The 16,848-nt window shown below is 70.4% G+C and carries 14 protein-coding genes; 10 read left to right on the plus strand and 4 right to left on the minus strand.

Annotation, left to right across the window (positions count from 1 at the left end; genetic code table 11):
• Positions 1-36: 36 nt before the first annotated feature.
• Positions 37-1,269 (plus strand): pyroglutamyl peptidase, encoded by a 1,233-nt coding sequence (locus AB0B29_RS01200; protein ID WP_362232295.1) that lies wholly within the window; start codon positions 37-39, stop codon positions 1,267-1,269.
• On the opposite strand, the gene AB0B29_RS01205 is transcribed toward AB0B29_RS01200, so the two are convergent.
• Entirely contained in the window at positions 1,220-2,056 is an 837-nt protein-coding gene (locus AB0B29_RS01205) for an EI24 domain-containing protein (protein ID WP_362232298.1), read from the minus strand. The two genes, AB0B29_RS01200 and AB0B29_RS01205, sit on opposite strands and share 50 nt — an antisense overlap.
• 198 nt (positions 2,057-2,254) lie before the next feature.
• On the opposite strand from AB0B29_RS01205, the gene AB0B29_RS01210 reads away from it, so the two are divergent.
• Complete coding sequence (locus AB0B29_RS01210) at positions 2,255-4,822, plus strand: M14 family zinc carboxypeptidase (protein ID WP_362232301.1); 2,568 nt, start codon at positions 2,255-2,257, stop codon at positions 4,820-4,822.
• Positions 4,819-5,964 (plus strand): serine hydrolase domain-containing protein, encoded by a 1,146-nt coding sequence (locus AB0B29_RS01215; RefSeq protein ID WP_362232304.1) that lies wholly within the window; start codon positions 4,819-4,821, stop codon positions 5,962-5,964. Before AB0B29_RS01210 ends, AB0B29_RS01215 begins: the two co-directional genes overlap by 4 nt.
• Before the next feature lie 124 nt (positions 5,965-6,088).
• Here the strand turns inward: AB0B29_RS01215 and AB0B29_RS01220 are convergent, their stop codons facing one another.
• Positions 6,089-6,508: an organic hydroperoxide resistance protein gene (locus tag AB0B29_RS01220; protein ID WP_362232307.1), complete on the minus strand. Its 420-nt coding sequence runs from the start codon at positions 6,506-6,508 to the stop codon at positions 6,089-6,091.
• A gap of 96 nt (positions 6,509-6,604) precedes the next feature.
• Positions 6,605-7,627 (minus strand): NADP-dependent oxidoreductase, encoded by a 1,023-nt coding sequence (locus tag AB0B29_RS01225; RefSeq protein WP_362232310.1) that lies wholly within the window; start codon positions 7,625-7,627, stop codon positions 6,605-6,607.
• Positions 7,628-7,723: 96 nt separating this feature from the next.
• Here AB0B29_RS01225 and AB0B29_RS01230 point away from each other — a divergent pair, with 96 nt between their 5' ends.
• Positions 7,724-8,173: a MarR family winged helix-turn-helix transcriptional regulator gene (locus tag AB0B29_RS01230; protein ID WP_362232312.1), complete on the plus strand. Its 450-nt coding sequence runs from the start codon at positions 7,724-7,726 to the stop codon at positions 8,171-8,173.
• A gap of 209 nt (positions 8,174-8,382) precedes the next feature.
• Here AB0B29_RS01230 and AB0B29_RS01235 read toward each other — a convergent pair whose 3' ends face one another.
• Positions 8,383-9,153, minus strand: coding sequence for an SCO2400 family protein (locus AB0B29_RS01235; RefSeq protein ID WP_362232314.1), 771 nt, complete (start codon positions 9,151-9,153; stop codon positions 8,383-8,385).
• Between the two features lie 267 nt (positions 9,154-9,420).
• On the opposite strand from AB0B29_RS01235, the gene AB0B29_RS01240 reads away from it, so the two are divergent.
• The 6 genes from AB0B29_RS01240 to mmsB all read left to right on the plus strand — a co-directional run bounded on the left by AB0B29_RS01240 (position 9,421) and on the right by mmsB (position 16,844).
• On the plus strand, positions 9,421-10,584 hold the full coding sequence (locus AB0B29_RS01240; RefSeq protein WP_362232317.1) for a mandelate racemase/muconate lactonizing enzyme family protein: 1,164 nt from the start codon (positions 9,421-9,423) through the stop codon (positions 10,582-10,584).
• The gene (locus AB0B29_RS01245; protein WP_362232319.1) at positions 10,581-11,585 is read left to right on the plus strand and encodes a zinc-dependent alcohol dehydrogenase; all 1,005 of its coding nucleotides are present in this window, start codon (positions 10,581-10,583) and stop codon (positions 11,583-11,585) included. Before AB0B29_RS01240 ends, AB0B29_RS01245 begins: the two co-directional genes overlap by 4 nt.
• Before the next feature lie 201 nt (positions 11,586-11,786).
• On the plus strand, positions 11,787-12,755 hold the full coding sequence (locus AB0B29_RS01250; protein WP_362232322.1) for a hypothetical protein: 969 nt from the start codon (positions 11,787-11,789) through the stop codon (positions 12,753-12,755).
• 138 nt (positions 12,756-12,893) lie between these two features.
• Positions 12,894-14,006, plus strand: coding sequence for a multiple monosaccharide ABC transporter substrate-binding protein (gene chvE, locus AB0B29_RS01255; protein WP_362232324.1), 1,113 nt, complete (start codon positions 12,894-12,896; stop codon positions 14,004-14,006).
• A 46-nt stretch (positions 14,007-14,052) separates the two neighbouring features.
• Positions 14,053-15,603 carry a multiple monosaccharide ABC transporter ATP-binding protein gene (mmsA, locus tag AB0B29_RS01260; RefSeq protein ID WP_362232326.1) on the plus strand — a complete coding sequence of 517 codons (1,551 nt, stop codon included), beginning with the start codon at positions 14,053-14,055 and terminating at the stop codon, positions 15,601-15,603.
• Complete coding sequence (mmsB, locus tag AB0B29_RS01265) at positions 15,600-16,844, plus strand: multiple monosaccharide ABC transporter permease (RefSeq protein WP_362232329.1); 1,245 nt, start codon at positions 15,600-15,602, stop codon at positions 16,842-16,844. Before mmsA ends, mmsB begins: the two co-directional genes overlap by 4 nt.
• Positions 16,845-16,848: the final 4 nt, after the last annotated feature.

The raw sequence follows: 16,848 nt of genomic DNA on the forward strand, positions 1-16,848 counted from the left end.
CACCCCCCCCCACCGCGACGGAAGGCCTGAACACCCTTGACATCCCTACGCGTTCGCCTCGGCGTGCTCGGTCTCGCCCTGCTGAGCGGCTTCGCCACCCCGACGGCCGCGAGTGCCGCCCCGGCGGCGCCCTCTCCCACCGTCGAGGAGCAGCGGCTCGACCGGGCCGCGCCCCAGGAGATCCTGCGCCGCTCCGGATTCGGCGCCCCGGCCCCGCGGTTGGCCCGGGCCCTCGACTCAACCCGCTCCTACGGGGAGGCCCGGCGGGCGGTGGCGCGCGAGGGCTCGTCGCTGTGGCGGCACGCGGTCGACCGGGCGCAGGGCCGCGGCCCTTCCGGCGGGGACCTCAGCCGGGACGACGACCGGCCGCTGTACTGGGCACGGCTCGGCATGACGCGTGAAGTGCGCACCTGGCAGCCCGCGTTCGGTCTGACGGACGGACAGCGGGCCGCGCTGCTGGACGAGCTGGAGCGCACCTCGCGCGGCCAGGACACCATCCGGTATCCGCAGGGCAAGGGCCTGAAGCGGATCCTGCTCACCGGCTTCGACCCGTTCACCCTGGACCGGGACATCCGTATCTCCAACCCGTCCGGCGCCACCGCGCTGGCCCTCGACGGCACGGTGATCGAGACGGCGGACGGCCCGGCCCGGATCGAGACGGCCGTGTTCCCGGTGCGCTGGCAGGACTTCACCGAGGGCACGGTCGAGCGGACCCTGCGCCCGTACCTTCCGAAGGTCGACCTGTTCACGACGGTGAGCCAGGGCCGGGTCGGCCGGTTCGACATCGAGCGGACCAACGGGGCCTGGCGGGGCGGCTTCGGAGACAACGAGAACGTCGGCCGCACCGAGACCGTGCCGGTCTCCGACCCGGCCTCGCAGCCGCAGTGGACCACGACCACCCTGCCCCACGCGGCGATCGTCGCCGCGCAGACCGGCCGTTTCCCGGTGTACGACAACACGAGCGTCACCGAGATCCCGGCCGGCGGCACCCAGCCCGTCGTACGCCCCGACGGGCCGACGCCCGGCTCCACCGCTCGCGCGGGCGGGGGCGGGGACTACCTCTCCAACGAGATCGCCTACCGGGCGACCCTGCTGCGTGACCGGCTCGGGCTGCACGAGACGCTGCCGGGCGGGCATGTGCACACGCCGGTACTGCAGTTCGGCACCGGGAACACCGCGGAGATCACCGACCCGGAGTTCGTGCGCAACCGGCTGGACGTCATCGCCCAGGTGAGGACCATCCTGAAGGTGGCTGCGGAAGCGTCGTAGCGGCCCCGTCGCCCTCCTCGCCTTCTTCGTCGCCCTCGCGGATGTCCTCGCCCAGCAGGTCGCGTGCCATGAGGGTGGCGCCGGCCACCGCGCCCGGCATCAGGAACACCGCGACGAACGGCACCAGGAACGCCACGGCGAGCGGCGTGCCGAAGCCCCAGACGAGGGTCTTGCGGGAGCGCAGCAGAGTGAGGCGGGTGCGCAGTTCGACGCTGCGGCGCTGGAGGGCGACGGCGGTCAGTTCCTCGGTGAGGAAGAACCCGGTGACGAAGAACCCGATCACCGGGACGACCGTCTGCCCGGCCACGGGGATGAAGCCGCACGCGAACAGGAGCACTCCCCACAGGGCGGCCCGCAGCACGATCCGCAGGCTGTCCCGGGCGGAGATGCACAGTTCGCGCCAGAACGGCAGCCCCGACTCGGGGGCGTGCCCGTCCGGGGACACGTCCCGGTCGACCTTCTCGGAGAGGTTCTCGTAGAAGGGCTGCCCGATCAGCAGGGTCACCGCGGTGAAGGTCACGACCGACAGGAGCAGGCCGAGGGCGAACAGCACGGCGGTCAGGAAGCCGCGGAAGAGTCCGAGCCACGGGCTGGACCAGTCGTCCGCGAAGGGCGTCGCCCAGCCCACGAGGCCCTCGCCCCACAGGGCCAGCGCGACGAGCGCCGCCGCGTAGAGGACGAGGGTGATCAGGCCCGGGAGCAGCCCGAAGCCGTACTGCCTGCCGTGCCGGGCCACCCATCGCTGGCCCTTCAGGAGGTACCGGAGACCCGCTCCCAGATCGCGCATGGGCAAACCCTATCCGGGCCCGTGTCGCGCTCTTGACGCGCTCCGGTCACGCCGCTGTCACGGGTCGCGCAGGTCGGGCCGGGCGCGCCGGTGAGAGCCATCCGGGGCACGGGTGACACCAACGCGCTCTTGTTGCCGTTGAGTCGAACCGGTACACCTCGCCGTACCGATCTCAGGAAGCCCCAGGAGGAGGTACGCGTGCGCATCAAGAGAAGCGTTCCTGCGAGACCTGCACTGATCACCGCCCTGGCCCTCGCCGCAGCGGGTTCGCTCCTGCTCGCCCCCGGCCCCGCGGGCGCCGACCCGTTACCCGTCACCCGCGAGGGCTCCGCCGTGGACGACCGGGCGGCACAGGCTCCCGCGAGCGCGGCGCGACGCGCGTTGACCGCGGACACCGCCACCGCCGCCCCCACCCGCTCCTACCCCCGCCGCCTCACCCTCTCCCCCGACCCGGAGAACCCCGGCGACAAGTCGCTGAAGCTGGGGCTCACGCCGTACCACGCCATCGCGCCGAAGCTGAACGCCCTGCAGCGCCTCGGCGACCGGGTGAGCGTGGAGGTGACGGGCCGCTCGGCCGGCGGCCACCGCCTCTACCTCGTCACCGTCACCGCCCCGGAGACCACCCGGCAGGCCCGCGCCCAGGAACGCATGCGCGAGCTGATCGAGAACGCGCCCGCCACCGCGGCCAAGTCCCGTGAGATCAAACGCGATTACAAGACACCGGTCTTCGTCAACAGCAACATCCACGGCAACGAGTGGGAGGGCACGGACGCCTCCCTGAAGGTCATCGAGCAGCTCGCGACCGCGAAGGACGCCAGGACCAGGGACCTCCTCGCGCACAGCCGCCTGTACTTCAACGTCACGGCGAACCCGGACGGCCGTATCGCCGGTACCCGCTCCAACGCGAACGGCTTCGACCTCAACCGCGACTTCGTCACCGCCTCCCAGCCCGAGACCCGGGCGATGCGGCAGATCGAGCTCGACACGCAGCCGGCCGTCCTGCTCGACCTGCACGGCTACGTCAACGGCACCCTCATCGAGCCCACCACTCCCCCGCACGGCGAGAACTACGAGTACGACCTGTTCCTGAAGAACAGCTACGCCAACGCCCTCGGCATGGAGTCCGCGGTCAACGCCCTCGGCTACACACCCGCGAAGGACGGCGTGGAGCCGGCCCAGATCCCCTTCCGCGACCAGGAGGAGGGCTGGGACGACTGGCCGCCGATCTTCACCCCGCAGTACGCGGCCTTCCACGGCACGGTGGCCGCCCACACGGTGGAGATCCCGCTGACGGTGAACAACGAGGAGTACGACGAGCTGCCCGTCCCCGAGCTGCGCCGCCGCTCGGCGATCAACACGGCCGTCGCGGGCGCGGCGATCCGCGCGACCCTGAACCACGTGCGTGAGCACCGCGGCACCCTGATCACCGACCAGATCGAGGTGTTCCGGCGCGGCGCGGCGGGTGCCGCACAGGTGCCGGTGTCCCCCGAGACGGTCCCGGGCGTTCCCGGCATCGGCCCGGAGGACGTCTACACGACCACGTTCCCGCGCGCCTACGTCATCCCACCGGGCGGCACCCGCACGCAGCGCTCGGCACCCGCCGCCGCCCGCCTGGTCGATCACCTCCTGGCCAACGACGTCCGCGTCACCCGCGCCACCCGCCCCTTCCGGCTCGCCGGCCGGACCTACCCCCGGGGCTCGTACGTCGTCGACCTGCACCAGCCCAAGCGCGGCATGGCGAACGCGCTGCTGGCCGACGGCCGGGACATCAGCGGCAAGGTCTCGGTGATGTACGACATCTCCGGCTGGAGCCTGGGCAGCCTGTGGGGCGCCACGGTCGAGCGGGTGCCGTCGGGCAGCCTGCGGGGCGCGCCCCTGCGCCCGGTCGGCGGGGCCGCGCCGGTCGCGCACGTGCCCGCGCACGGCGACCTGCGGCTGCGTCTGACCGACCCGCGTGAGATCGCCGCCCTCAACTCGCTGCTGCGGCAGGGCGTTCCGGTGCGGCGGGCGGCGGACGGCAGCGTGATCGTCCCGGCGTCGGCCCGCCGCGAGGCGCGCACGGCGGCCCGCACCCACGACGTCTCCTTCACGGCCACACGGCAGTCCGGCACGGCACCGCTGCACCGCCTCCGCGTCGCCGCCGCCGTCGCACCGGGCGAGCTGTTCGCCCTGCGGGAGATGGGCTTCGACGTCACGCCGGTCTCGACCTCCGTGCTGAACGCGGGCTTCGACTGGTCGGGCACGGACGTGCTGTTCGTGTCCGCCGGCCTGGACCGCGCGGATCTCACCGAACCCGCCCGTAAGGCCCTGGACGCCTTCCTGGACGGGCACGGGCTGGTCGGCCGGGGCGCCGCGGGAGCGGCCCTGAACGCGGCGACGGGGCGGCTGGCGGTCAAGCCGGTGGAGGGCAACGCGGACGCGAACGGCGTGATCCGGGTGCGCAATTCCGGCGGCATCACGCGTGACGCACCGGCCCGCGGCTTCGTCTACGCCCCGCTCTGGTTCACCGACCCGGGCCCCGGGGTCCGTGTGGAGCAGTCGTACGCGACCGGGAACCCGCTGGTCTCCGGGCACTGGCGACCGCTGCGGGACGGCTCGGGCGGTCCCGCAGCTGCCGCCGGGCAGGCCTCGGTCGTCAGCGGGTACCACACGGTCCTGTTCGGCACCGAGCCACTCTTCCGCGACCACCCCAAGGGGGAGTTCCCGCAGGTGGCAAGGGCATTGTTCACAGTGGCACACAGCGCTTCAGTCAAGGAGAGCGGATGACGCAGGAGATCCACGGCAGCGTGGCGGACGGCTTCGAGGCGGTGCGCGAGGAGTTCACCGCGTTCGTCGCCGGGGAGCGGGCCGACTACGAGGGACAGCTGTGCGCCTACGTCCGTGGCCGGAAGGTCGTCGACCTGTGGGCGGGGACCGACGCCGACGCCCTCTACGGTGTGTTCTCGTCCACCAAGGGCGCCGCCTACCTGGTCGTGGCCCTGCTCGTCCAGGACGGCACGCTCGAACTGGACCGCAAGGTGACGTACTACTGGCCGGAGTTCGCGGCCGAGGGCAAGGGTGCCCTGACACTGCGGGATCTGCTGGCGCACCGGGCGGGCGTGGTCGGTACGGACACCGGCTTCACGCTCGCGGAGCTGGCCGACGACCGCCAGCTCGCCGAGCGCCTCGCCGACCAGCGGCCGTTCTGGCGCCCCGGCACGGCGTTCGGCTATCACGCGCTGGTCGCCGGCGCCCTGGCCGGCGAGGTCGTACGCCGCGCGACGGGCCGCACGCTCCAGGAGGTCTACCAGGAGCGGATCAGGACCCCGTACGGACTGGACTTCCACCTGGGCCTGCCCGCGCCCGAGGAGCCGCGGTTCCGCAGCGTCCAGCCGATGGAACCGACCCCCGAGCAGCAGGCCGTGCTGGACGCCACGCCCACGGGCCCGCACGCGCTGGCCTCGATCGCGTTCAACGGCAACGCGGCGGAGCCGACCGAGCTCGTCTCCCTCCCCAACATGCCGCTGATCCGGGCGAAGGGCCCGGCGTCGGTGGGTGGGGTGGCGTCCGCGCGGGGCCTGGCGGGGATGTACGCGGCGGCGATCAGCGGGGTGGGCGAACAGCCCGCGCTGCTGAAGCCGGACACGGTGGCGGAGTTCGGTCAGTTCCACTCGACGGGCTACGACCTGGTGGCCCGGGCCCACAAGTCGTTCGGGGTCGGCTTCCAGATGACGGCTGACGCGTGGCACCCGTTCCTCGGTGCCGGGACGATCGGGCACAGCGGCGCGGGCGGCTCCCAGGCCTTCGCGGAACCGTGGAGCGGCCTCGCCTACGGCTACACGCGCCGCCGGGTCGCCTTCCCCGGCGGGGCGGCGCCGGAGAACGGCCGGCTGGTCCGGGCGGTCCATACGGCGGCGCTCGCCCTCTGAGCGGGTCCGTCCGCCGTGAGCGCGCGACCCGGGCGAGCCTGCCGGAAGGACCCGGAGTCCGGGCCCGGGGGAAGGCCGCACCCCACGTCCAAGGGTGCGGCCTCCGCGTACGCAACGAGCGTGGTCAGACCAGCTTCACGGTGATGTTGCCGCGGGTCGCCTTCGAGTACGGGCAGACCGCGTGGGCCTTCTCGATCAGTGACCGGGCGGTCCCCCGGTCCACCTTCGGGATGTCGGCCGAGATCTCGACGATGATCCCGAAGCCGTCCCCGTTCTTGCCGAGGCCGACCTTCGCGGTCACCGTCGAGCCGGAGAGGTCGGCCCCCTCCTGGCGGGCGACGACACCGAGAGCACCCTGGAAGCAGGCGCTGTACCCGGCGGCGAACAGCTGCTCCGGGTTGGTGCCGGCGCCGCTCCCGCCCATCTCCTCGGGCGGGTTGACGACGAGGTCGAGCCTGCCGTCGTCGGTGGCGACCCGGCCGTCGCGACCGTTCTCGGCGGTGGCGACGGCGGTGTACAGGACGTCGGACTGCTGGATCGGCATGCGGTTGTGTTCCTCACGTCGTCCGCCGCGGCTCGCGCCCGGGCCGGGACGGATTCGGAAACAAGTTACCGCATGCCGGAATCCGCAAGGAAGATGTCAGAGCTTGACGATCATCTTCCCGGTGTTGTCGCCGCGCAGCACGCCCAGGAACGCCTCCAGGTTGTTCTCGATGCCCTCGACGACGGTCTCGCGGTACTTCAGCTCGCCGGAGGCGACCCACGGGGCGACCTCCTGCACGAACTGCGGCTGCAGGTCGTAGTGGTCGCCGACCAGGAAGCCCTGGATACGGCCGCGGGTCGCGATCAGGCGGGCGAGGTTCTTCGGGCCCGGGGCGGGCTCGGTGTTGTTGTAGACGGAGATCATGCCGCAGACGGCGATCCGGCCGCCCTCGTTGAGGGAGCCGATGGCCGCCTCCAGGTGGTCACCGCCGACGTTGTCGAAGTAGACGTCGATGCCGTCGGGGGCGGCGGCGCGCAGCTGCTCGGCGACGGGCCCGTCCTTGTAGTTGAAGGCGGCGTCGAAACCGTACTCCTCCGTGAGGAGCTTCACCTTCTCGTCCGAACCGGCGGAGCCGATGACCCGCGAGGCACCCTTGAGCTTGGCGATCTGCCCGACCTGGCCGCCCACGGCGCCCGCGGCACCGGACACGAAGACGGTGTCGCCCTCCTTGAAGGCGGCGGTGCGGAGCAGACCCGCGTAGGCGGTGAGGCCGGTCATGCCCAGCACACCGAGGTACGTCGACAGCGGTGCGGCGTCCGGGTCCACCTTGACGGCGTTCTTCGCGCCGACGACCGCGTACTCGCGCCATCCGAAGAAGTGCAGTACGTGGTCCCCGACGGACAGCCCCTCGGCGTTCGAGGCCACGACCTCGCCGACGGCACCGCCCTGCATGACCTTGCCGATCTCGAACGGGGCGACGTAGGACTTGGCGTCGCTCATGCGGCCCCGCATGTACGGGTCCACGGAGAGGTACTTGTTCCGGACGAGGACCTGCCCCTCGCCCGGCTGCGGTACGTCCACCTCGACGAAGGCGAAGTCCTCGGGCTTCGGCCAGCCGACCGGACGGCTCGCCAGGTGCCACTCGCGGCTGACGGCGGGGAGGGTGGGGGTGTCGGTCATGGTGCGCCTTACCTCACTGACTCGATGTTTCAGTACCTGAAACAACCATGCTCCTGAATATTTCAGGTTGTCAAATAACCGGGTACCCTCGAAGGCATGGCTTCCACCACACCGCCGCCCGACATGACGGGCACCCGCCCGGATCAGCTGACTCTCGACGTCGTCGAGCTGATCGGGGAGGTCGTGGCGCGCTTCCACGAGGACTACGAGTCGGCGGCGGCGGAGCACGCCCTCACCGGCGCGCAGGCACGGCTGCTCAGCCTGCTGTGCCTGGAGCCGCTGCCGATGCGGAGGCTGGCCCAGCAGCTGAAGTGCGAGCCGTCGAACGTCACGGGCATCGTGGACCGGCTGGAGGCGCGGGGCCTGGTCGAGCGGCAGCCGAACCCCTCCGACCGCCGGGTGAAGGTGGCGGCGGCGACGGCGGAGGGCCGACAGGTGGCCCGGAGCCTGCGGGAGTCACTGCGGTTCGCCCGGGAACCCCTGGCCGGGCTCTCCGAGGAGGAGCGGGTGTCGTTGCGGGACACGCTGCGGCGCATGCTGGGCTGAGGCGGGGGGCGCTGCCGCCGTCAAGGACCTTCAGGGCCGGGCAGGGGGGCGCATTCGGTGACCCCTCGGCGCGGGCACGGCGGCAGGTTCGAGGACATGACCGGCGCAGCAACACCGGTGACCCCTCGGCGCGGGCACGGCGGCAGGTTCGAGGACATGACCGGCGCCCTCGCGTCGGTCACCCCTCGGCTTGACCGGCCGAGCGGACGCTAGGTGCACCACCACAGGAACCGTTTGCACGGCTCGGAAGCGGAAGGCTCCGGCTCGGGGGGCCGGGTGGTCGGATCCGACGTCGGGGCGGGGCCCGGGCCCGAGGTCGGCGGGGCTGCCGTGGGCGCGGGCGCAGGTCCGCTGGTGGCGTCTCCCGCCGCCGACTCGGGGTCCTTCGACGGGTCGGCGTCCTGCGGGGACTCCGAGCTCTCGTCCTTCGGGGATGCGGAAGCGGACGGTGTGTCAGATGCCTTCGGCGAAGCGGAACCTGGCGCGTCGTCAGAAACCGCTCCCCTGCCCCCCGAACCGCCGCCCGGCTCCCCCGCCTCGGGCGAGGCGTCCCCGTCCGCCGACTCGCCACCGGCCGCGGCCGGTTTCGGTTTCGAGCCGGGGGCGTCCATGCCGAGTTCCGCGAGGCTCAGGCCGCCGGCCGCCAGTACGAACCCGGCGGCCACGAACAGGGTGCGGCGGCGCCGGCGGCGGTGTGCCGCGGCCTTGCGGTCCCGTCGGCTCGACCCGCCCGGGCCGTCCGGGGCCGGGCCGTGCCCGCGTCCACGCCGTCGGGCCGCGCGCCCCCCGCGCTCGTCGCCGTCATCGTCGTACGGGTCGTCGTGCCCGTCGGCGTACGTGGCGTCGTGCCCGTCGGCGTACGCGCCGTCGTGCCCGCCGTACACCGGGTCGCTCCGACGCAGTGTGTCGGCCGAGGTGCCGCACCCCGGGCAGGCGAGGGCGCCGTTGAGGTGCCGTCGGCACGGGTCGCAGTAGTCCATGACGCGGGAAGATTAAGTTCCGCGCCGGTCACGTTCCTAGAGCCGGCTGTGAAGGTTCTGTACGGACACGGTCGCCCCCTGGTTTCGAAACTGTCGAAACCGTTATGCGCGCGACCCATTGACACTCCCACCGCCCGATCCTTACTGTCACGCCAGCATTTCGAACGTGTGCCGAAATCTCGAACAGTCGAGGCGCCGGAACGCGAACGGGACGCTGACGGAACAAACTGACAGAACGAGCCGACGAAGCTGCGAGGGACAACCGCCGTGCGCATCACCGGAATCAGCACACACGTGGTCGGGACGCCGTGGCGCAACCTGACCTACGTCCAGGTGCACACCGACGAGGGGATCACCGGAGTCGGCGAGACCCGCATGCTGGGACACACCGACGCCCTCCTCGGTTACCTGCGGGAGGCCGAGGCCAACCACATCCTCGGTTCCGACCCCTTCGCCGTCGAGGACCTCGTCAAGCGCATGAAGTACGGCGACTACGGCCGCGCGGGCGAGATCGTCATGTCCGGCATCGCCGTGATCGAGATGGCCTGCTGGGACATCAAGGGCAAGGCCCTCGGCGTCCCCGTCTGGCAGCTGCTGGGCGGCAAGGTCACCGACAAGGTCAAGGCGTACGCCAACGGCTGGTACACCACCGAGCGCACCCCGGAGGCCTACCACAAGGCCGCCCAGGGCGTGATGGAGCGCGGCTACCGGGCGCTGAAGATCGACCCCTTCGGCACCGGCCACTTCGAGCTGGACCACCAGGAGACCCTGTACGCGGTCTCCCTGATCGAGGCCGTCCGCGACGCCATCGGCCCCGAGGCCGAGCTGATGCTGGAGATGCACGGCCGCTTCTCTCCCGCCACGGCCGTGCGCCTGGCCAAGGAGCTGGCGCCGTTCAAGCCGGCGTGGCTGGAGGAGCCGGTCCCGCCGGAGAACCTCAAGGCCCTGGAGAAGGTCGCCGCCAAGGTCGACATGCCGGTCGCCACCGGTGAGCGCATCCACGACCGGATCGAGTTCCGCGAGCTGTTCGAGAGCCAGGCCGTCGACATCATCCAGCCGGACGTCGGCCACATCGGAGGCATCTGGGAGACCCGGAAGCTCGCGGCGACCGCCGAGACGCACTACATGCTGGTCGCTCCGCACAACGTGGGCGGCTCCGTGCTGACCGCCGCGTCCCTCCAGGTCGGCTTCACGTCCCCGAACTTCAAGATCCTTGAGCACTTCAACGACTTCGCCGACGCGGAGATCAAGAAGGTCGTCAAGGGCGCCCCGCAGGTGAACCCGGAGGACGGCTGCTTCCACGTCTCCGACGCCCCGGGCCTCGGTGTGGAGCTGGACGTCGACGCCGCTGCCGAGTTCCCGCAGCAGCAGGCCCGCTTCGACCTCTGGGCGGAAGGCTGGGAACAGCGCAAGCCGAAGGGCTCGAAGTGAGCACCGCGGTCGTCGTCGACGCCCCGGGCGAACACCGGCTCGTCCCGCACGAGCCCCGGCGGCCCGAGGCCGGTGAGGCCCTGGTCCGGGTGCACGCCGCCGGGATCTGCGGCAGCGACCGCGAGGTCTACCAGGGCAATCGCCCCGAGGGCTATGTGCGCTATCCGCTGACCCCGGGCCACGAGTGGTCCGGGACGGTGGAGGCCGTGGGCGCCGGTGTCCCGGCCTCGCTCGTGGGCCGCAAGGTCGTCGGCGAGGGCTTTCGAAACTGTCAGGTCTGCGATCGCTGCCACGCGGGCGACACGACGCTGTGCACGGCCGGGTACGAGGAGACCGGGTTCACCCAGCCGGGTGCGATGGCGGCCACGCTGACCCTCCCGGCCCGTCTCCTGCACGCCCTGCCGGACGACTGCGACCTCACGGCCGCGGCCCTGCTGGAGCCCGCCGCCTGTATCGCGGCCGCCGCGCTGAAGGGCAACGCGCAGCCCGGTGAGCGCGTCGCCGTGGTCGGCACCGGCACCCTCGGCATGTTCGCCGTGCAGTTCCTGAAGGCCAACTCACCGGCCGAGCTGCTGGTGGTCGGCACCCGCAGGGACCGTGAGGCGCTGTCGCGGCAGTACGGCGCGACGGACTTCCGGACCAAGGACCAGGAACTTCCGGACGACATCGACGTGGTGATCGAGACGGCCGGGTCCGCGGACGCCGCCCGGCTCTCCGCCGGTCTGCTCAGGCGCGGCGGGCGGCTGGTCCTGACCGGCATCCCGGCGCCGGGCGCCGAGGGCCTCGACCCGACCGACCTCGTGGTCAAGCAGCTGGAGGTGCACACCGTCTTCGGTGCGCCGCCGGACGCCTGGGCGCACACGGTGCGGGTGTTCGCCGCCGGTCTGCTCGACCCGCTGCCGCTGGTGACGCACGAGCTGCCGCTCACCGAGTTCTCGCAGGCCATCGAGCTGGTCGGGGCCGGCGATCCGAAGGTGGGCAAGGTCCTGCTCCGCCCCTAGACGTACGCCGGTACGGGAGCAACCTGACGGCTCTCGTACCGGCGTACACCCAGCTGCCTCCCGCCCGGCGGTACTCCCGTACCGGCCTGGCCCCAGCCGTGTCCGCCCGGCCGAGCCCTCCTCCCGGCCGCGCCCGAACCCAGCCGTGCCCCACCCAGAGCCGCGAACCTCGTCCGAAATATCGAACCGAAGGACAGTCCAGTGACCGACGCTTCCGCCACGGCACCCCGTAGGCCCGGTGAGCCGGCGCTCACCGCGCTGGGTCTGAGCGCACCCGCCCCCGACCCCGCCGACACCTCCGCTCACTCCTTCCCCGGCGGCGGCCGCTGGCGCACCGAGATCCCCTCCTGCGAGGGCCCGGAGGCACTCGCGGTGGTCCTGAAGGAGGCCTCGCGGCTGGACGTGCCGATCCACCGGATCAGCCAGGGCAGCGGCGTGTGGATGCTGACCGACTCCGAGATCACCGAGATGGTCGAGTCGACCGGCGAACGCGACATCGAGCTCTGCCTGTTCACCGGCCCGCGCGGCACCTGGGACATCGGCGGGTCCACGCGCACCGACTCGCGGGGGGCCGGGCTGCGCGCCCGCGGCCACGACGCCGTCGCCGGTTGTGTCGAAGACGCCGTCAGGGCGACCGAGTTGGGCGTCAAGTGCCTGCTCGTCGCCGACGAGGGCGTGCTGTGGACGCTGCACCGGGCACGGGCGGCCGGCATCATCCCGGCCGACACGACGCTGAAGGTCTCCGCGCTCATCGGCCCGGTCAACCCGGCCGCGTACGCGGTCTACGAGCGCCTCGGCGCCGACTCGGTCAACGTGCCCAGCGACCTGACGCTCGATCACCTGACCGAGATCCGCCGGGTGTCGGGCGCTCCGATGGACATGTACATCGAGGCACCCGACGACCTCGGCGGCTACGTCCGCATGTACGAGGTGGCCGAACTCATCAGACGCGGGGCCCCGTTGTACCTGAAGTTCGGACTGTCCAAGTCCCCCGGGATCTACCCGTACGGGCACCACATGCGGGAGCTGACCCTGGCCACGGCCAAGGAGCGGGTGCGGCGCGGACGGCTCGCCCTGGACCTCCTGGCCCGCCACGGAGCGGACGGCGACATGGCGCCGCTCGGGTCCCGACTGCCGGGCGATCTGCAACGGTTCGAAATCTCGTCATAACGTTCCGGAAACTCGGCTTACAAAAGAAGACACAGCCGACCACAATCCACCACATCTCTTCTCGGTCTTTCCGGCACGACCACCCGGATCGACTTCGCGCCTGAGACCGAGCCCTGCCACAGATCAAGGATGATGATCATGCGTAACCGCAGAGCCGCTCTCACCGCCATAGCCGGAGCCGCGTCCCTCGCCCTGACCCTGTCCGCCTGCGGCCAGAGCGGCGAGGGCGGCAGCAAGGAGAGCGAGGGTGACGCCAAGGGCGCCACCATCGGCATCGCGATGCCGACCAAGTCCTCCGAGCGCTGGATCGCCGACGGCAAGAACGTCGTCACCGACCTCGAGTCCAAGGGCTACAAGACCAAGCTCGTCTACGGCGAGGACGACCCCGACCAGCAGGTCTCGCAGGTCGAGAACCTGATCACGCAGGGCGTCAAGGCGCTGATCATCGCCGCGATCGACAACAAGTCGATGAACAACGTGCTCCAGCAGGCCAAGGACGCCAACATCCCGGTCATCTCCTACGACCGCCTGATCCTCGGCACGCAGAACGTCGACTACTACGCCTCCTTCGACAACGAGAAGGTCGGCGAGCTCCAGGGCACCTACATCGTCGAGAAGCTCGGCCTGAAGGACGGCTCCAAGAAGGGCCCCTTCAACATCGAGCTGTTCGCCGGCTCCAACGACGACAACAACACCCGCTACTTCTTCGGCGGCGCGATGAAGGTCCTGCAGCCGTACATCGACAAGAAGCAGCTCGTCGTCCGCTCCGGCCAGACCAAGCTCAACCAGGTCACCACCCTGCGCTGGGACGGCGGCACCGCCCAGAAGCGCATGGACGACATCCTGACCTCGGCCTACAAGAGCGAGCGGGTCGACGCCGTCCTCTCCCCCTACGACGGCATCTCCATCGGCATCCTGTCGGCGCTGAAGTCCGACGACTACGGCTCCAAGAGCAAGCCTCTGCCGGTCGTCACGGGCCAGGACGCCGAGGTCGCCTCGGTGAAGTCGATCATCGCCGGCCAGCAGTCGATGACCGTGTACAAGGACACCCGCCAGCTCGCCAAGGTGTCCTCGAACATGGTCGACGCGCTGCTCAACAAGAAGAAGCCCGAGGTCAACGACACCAAGACCTACGACAACGGCTCGAAGGTCGTCCCCGCCTACCTGCTGGAGCCGGTCGCGGTCGACAAGTCGAACTACCAGAAGGAGGTCGTCGACTCCGGCTACATCAAGGAGAGCGACCTCAAGTAGTTCCCGCCACCGACCGACGCTCCACCACTGATTGGAAGGCACGACCATGGCGGGACCCGTCCTGGAAATGCGCTCGATCGTCAAGACCTTTCCCGGCGTCAAGGCGCTGTCGGACGTCACACTGACCGTCCGGCAGGGCGAGGTCCACGCCATCTGCGGGGAGAACGGCGCCGGCAAGTCGACCTTGATGAAGGTCCTCTCCGGCGTCCACCCGCACGGCACGTACGAGGGCGACATCCTCTTCGAGGGAGAGGTCTGCCAGTTCAAGGACATCCGGGCCAGCGAAGAGCGCGGCATCGTGATCATCCACCAGGAACTGGCCCTGGTGCCCTACCTCTCCCTCGCGGAGAACATCTTCCTCGGCAACGAGCACGCCACCCGGGGGATCATCAGCTGGACCGAGACCCTGCGGCACGCCACCGAACTGCTGCGCAGGGTCGGTCTGGCCGACCACCCCGACACCCGCGTCGCCGACATCGGCGTGGGCAAGCAGCAGCTCGTGGAGATCGCGAAGGCCCTGTCGAAGAAGGTCAAGCTGCTCATCCTGGATGAGCCGACCGCCGCGCTGAACGACGAGGACAGCGGCAAACTCCTGGATCTCATCCTGGAGTTGAAGAAGCAGGGCATCACCTCGATCATCATTTCCCACAAGCTCAACGAGATCCGCAAGGTCGCCGACTCGGTGACGATCATCCGCGACGGCCAGACCATCGAGACCCTCGACGTGAAGGCCCCGGAGACCACAGAGGACCGGATCATCAGCGGCATGGTGGGCCGCGACCTGGAGAACCGCTTCCCGGAGCGGTCGCCGCACGAGCCCGAGGAGGGCACGGCGCCCGCCCTGGAGATCCGGGACTGGACCGTGCACCACCCGATCGACCAGCAGCGCAAGGTGTGCGACGACGTCTCGCTCCACGTGCGACGCGGGGAGATCGTCGGCATCGCGGGCCTGATGGGCGCCGGCCGCACCGAACTCGCGATGAGCGTCTTCGGCCGGACGTACGGCCGGTACGCGGGCGGCACGGTCCTCAAGGACGGCAAGGAGATCCGCACCAAGACCGTCCCCGAGGCGGTCAAGCACGGGATCGCCTACGTCACCGAGGACCGCAAGCACTACGGCCTCAACCTCATCGACACCATCAACCGGAACATCTCGCTGAGCGCCCTGGGCAAGGTCGCCAAGCGCGGTGTGGTCGACGAGCACGAGGAGCGGCAGGTCGCCGAGCGCTTCCGCAAGTCCATGAACATCAAGGCGCCGACCGTCTTCGAGCCGGTGGGCAAGCTGTCCGGCGGCAACCAGCAGAAGGTCGTCCTCAGCAAGTGGATCTTCTCGGGTCCGGACGTGCTGATCCTGGACGAGCCCACGCGCGGTATCGACGTCGGCGCCAAGTACGAGATCTACACGGTCATCGACCAGCTGGCCGCCCAGGGCAAGGCGGTCGTCTTCATCTCCTCCGAGCTGCCCGAGCTGCTCGGTATGTGCGACCGCATCTACACGATGGCCGCGGGGCGGCTGACGGGTGAGTTCTCGCGGGCCGAGGCCTCCCAGGAATCGCTGATGCGTCAGATGACGAAGGACAAAGAGGTAACCCGATGAGCACGGACGTGACCGCCAAGAGCCCGGCCCCCGCGCCGCCGGGCAAGAGCGGCGGGGCCGGGGGCGACGGCCTGCTGCAGCTGGTGATGGACGGCATGCGCCGCAACATGCGGCAGTACGGCATGCTGATCGCCCTGGGCCTGATCGTGGTCCTGTTCGCCGTCTGGACCGACGGTGACCTGCTGCTGCCGCGCAACGTCTCCAACCTGGTGCTGCAGAACAGCTACATCCTGATCCTCGCGATCGGCATGATGCTGGTCATCATCGCCGGCCACATCGACCTGTCGGTCGGATCGCTGACGGCGTTCGTCGGGTCGATGGCCGCCGTGTTCATGGTCAAACAGGACCTGCCGTGGCCCCTCGCGGTGGTGCTGTGCCTGGCCGTGGGCGCGGTCGCGGGCGCCGTACAGGGGTTCTTCATCGCGTACGGCGGCATACCGTCGTTCATCGTGACCCTGGCGGGCATGCTGATCTTCCGCGGACTGACGGAGATCTTCCTGGAGGGCCAGACCCTCGGCCCGTTCCCCGACGGGCTGCAGAAGGTCGCCAACGGGTTCCTGCCCGAGGTCGGCCCGAACACCAACTACCACAACCTCACGCTGCTGCTGGGCTTCGCGATGATCGCCTTCGTGATCTTCCAGGAGGTCCGGGACCGCAAGCGGCAGCAGGAGTTCAACCTGGAGGTCCCGCCCGCCAAGCTGTTCCTGCTGAAGCTGGTCGCGATCGGCGCCGCGGTGCTGACGCTCACCATGCTGTTGGCCAGCTACAAGGGCGCCCCGATCGTGCTGCTCATCCTGGGCGTGCTGCTCGTCGGCTTCGGCTATGTGATGCGCAACGCGATCATCGGCCGCCACATCTACGCCATCGGCGGCAACCTCCCGGCGGCCAAGCTGTCGGGTGTGAAGGACAAGAAGGTCACCTTCCTGGTCTTCCTGAACATGGGCATGCTCGCGGCCCTGGCGGGTCTGGTCTTCGCCGCCCGCTTCAACGCGGCCTCTCCCAAGGCCGGCCTCAACTTCGAGCTGGAGGCGATCGCGGCCTCGTTCATCGGCGGGGCGTCGATGAGCGGCGGTGTCGGCACCGTCCTCGGCGCGATCATCGGTGGCCTGGTCCTGGGCGTGCTGAACAACGGTATGAACCTCGTCGGCATCGGCACCGACTGGCAGCAGGTCATCAAGGGCCTGGTCCTGCTGGCGGCGGTCGGGTTCGACGTGTGGAACAAGCGCAAGGTCGGTTCGTAAGTCA

This window comes from Streptomyces tibetensis, from assembly GCF_040647715.1.
Classification (GTDB): Bacteria; Actinomycetota; Actinomycetes; order Streptomycetales; family Streptomycetaceae; genus Streptomyces; species Streptomyces tibetensis_A.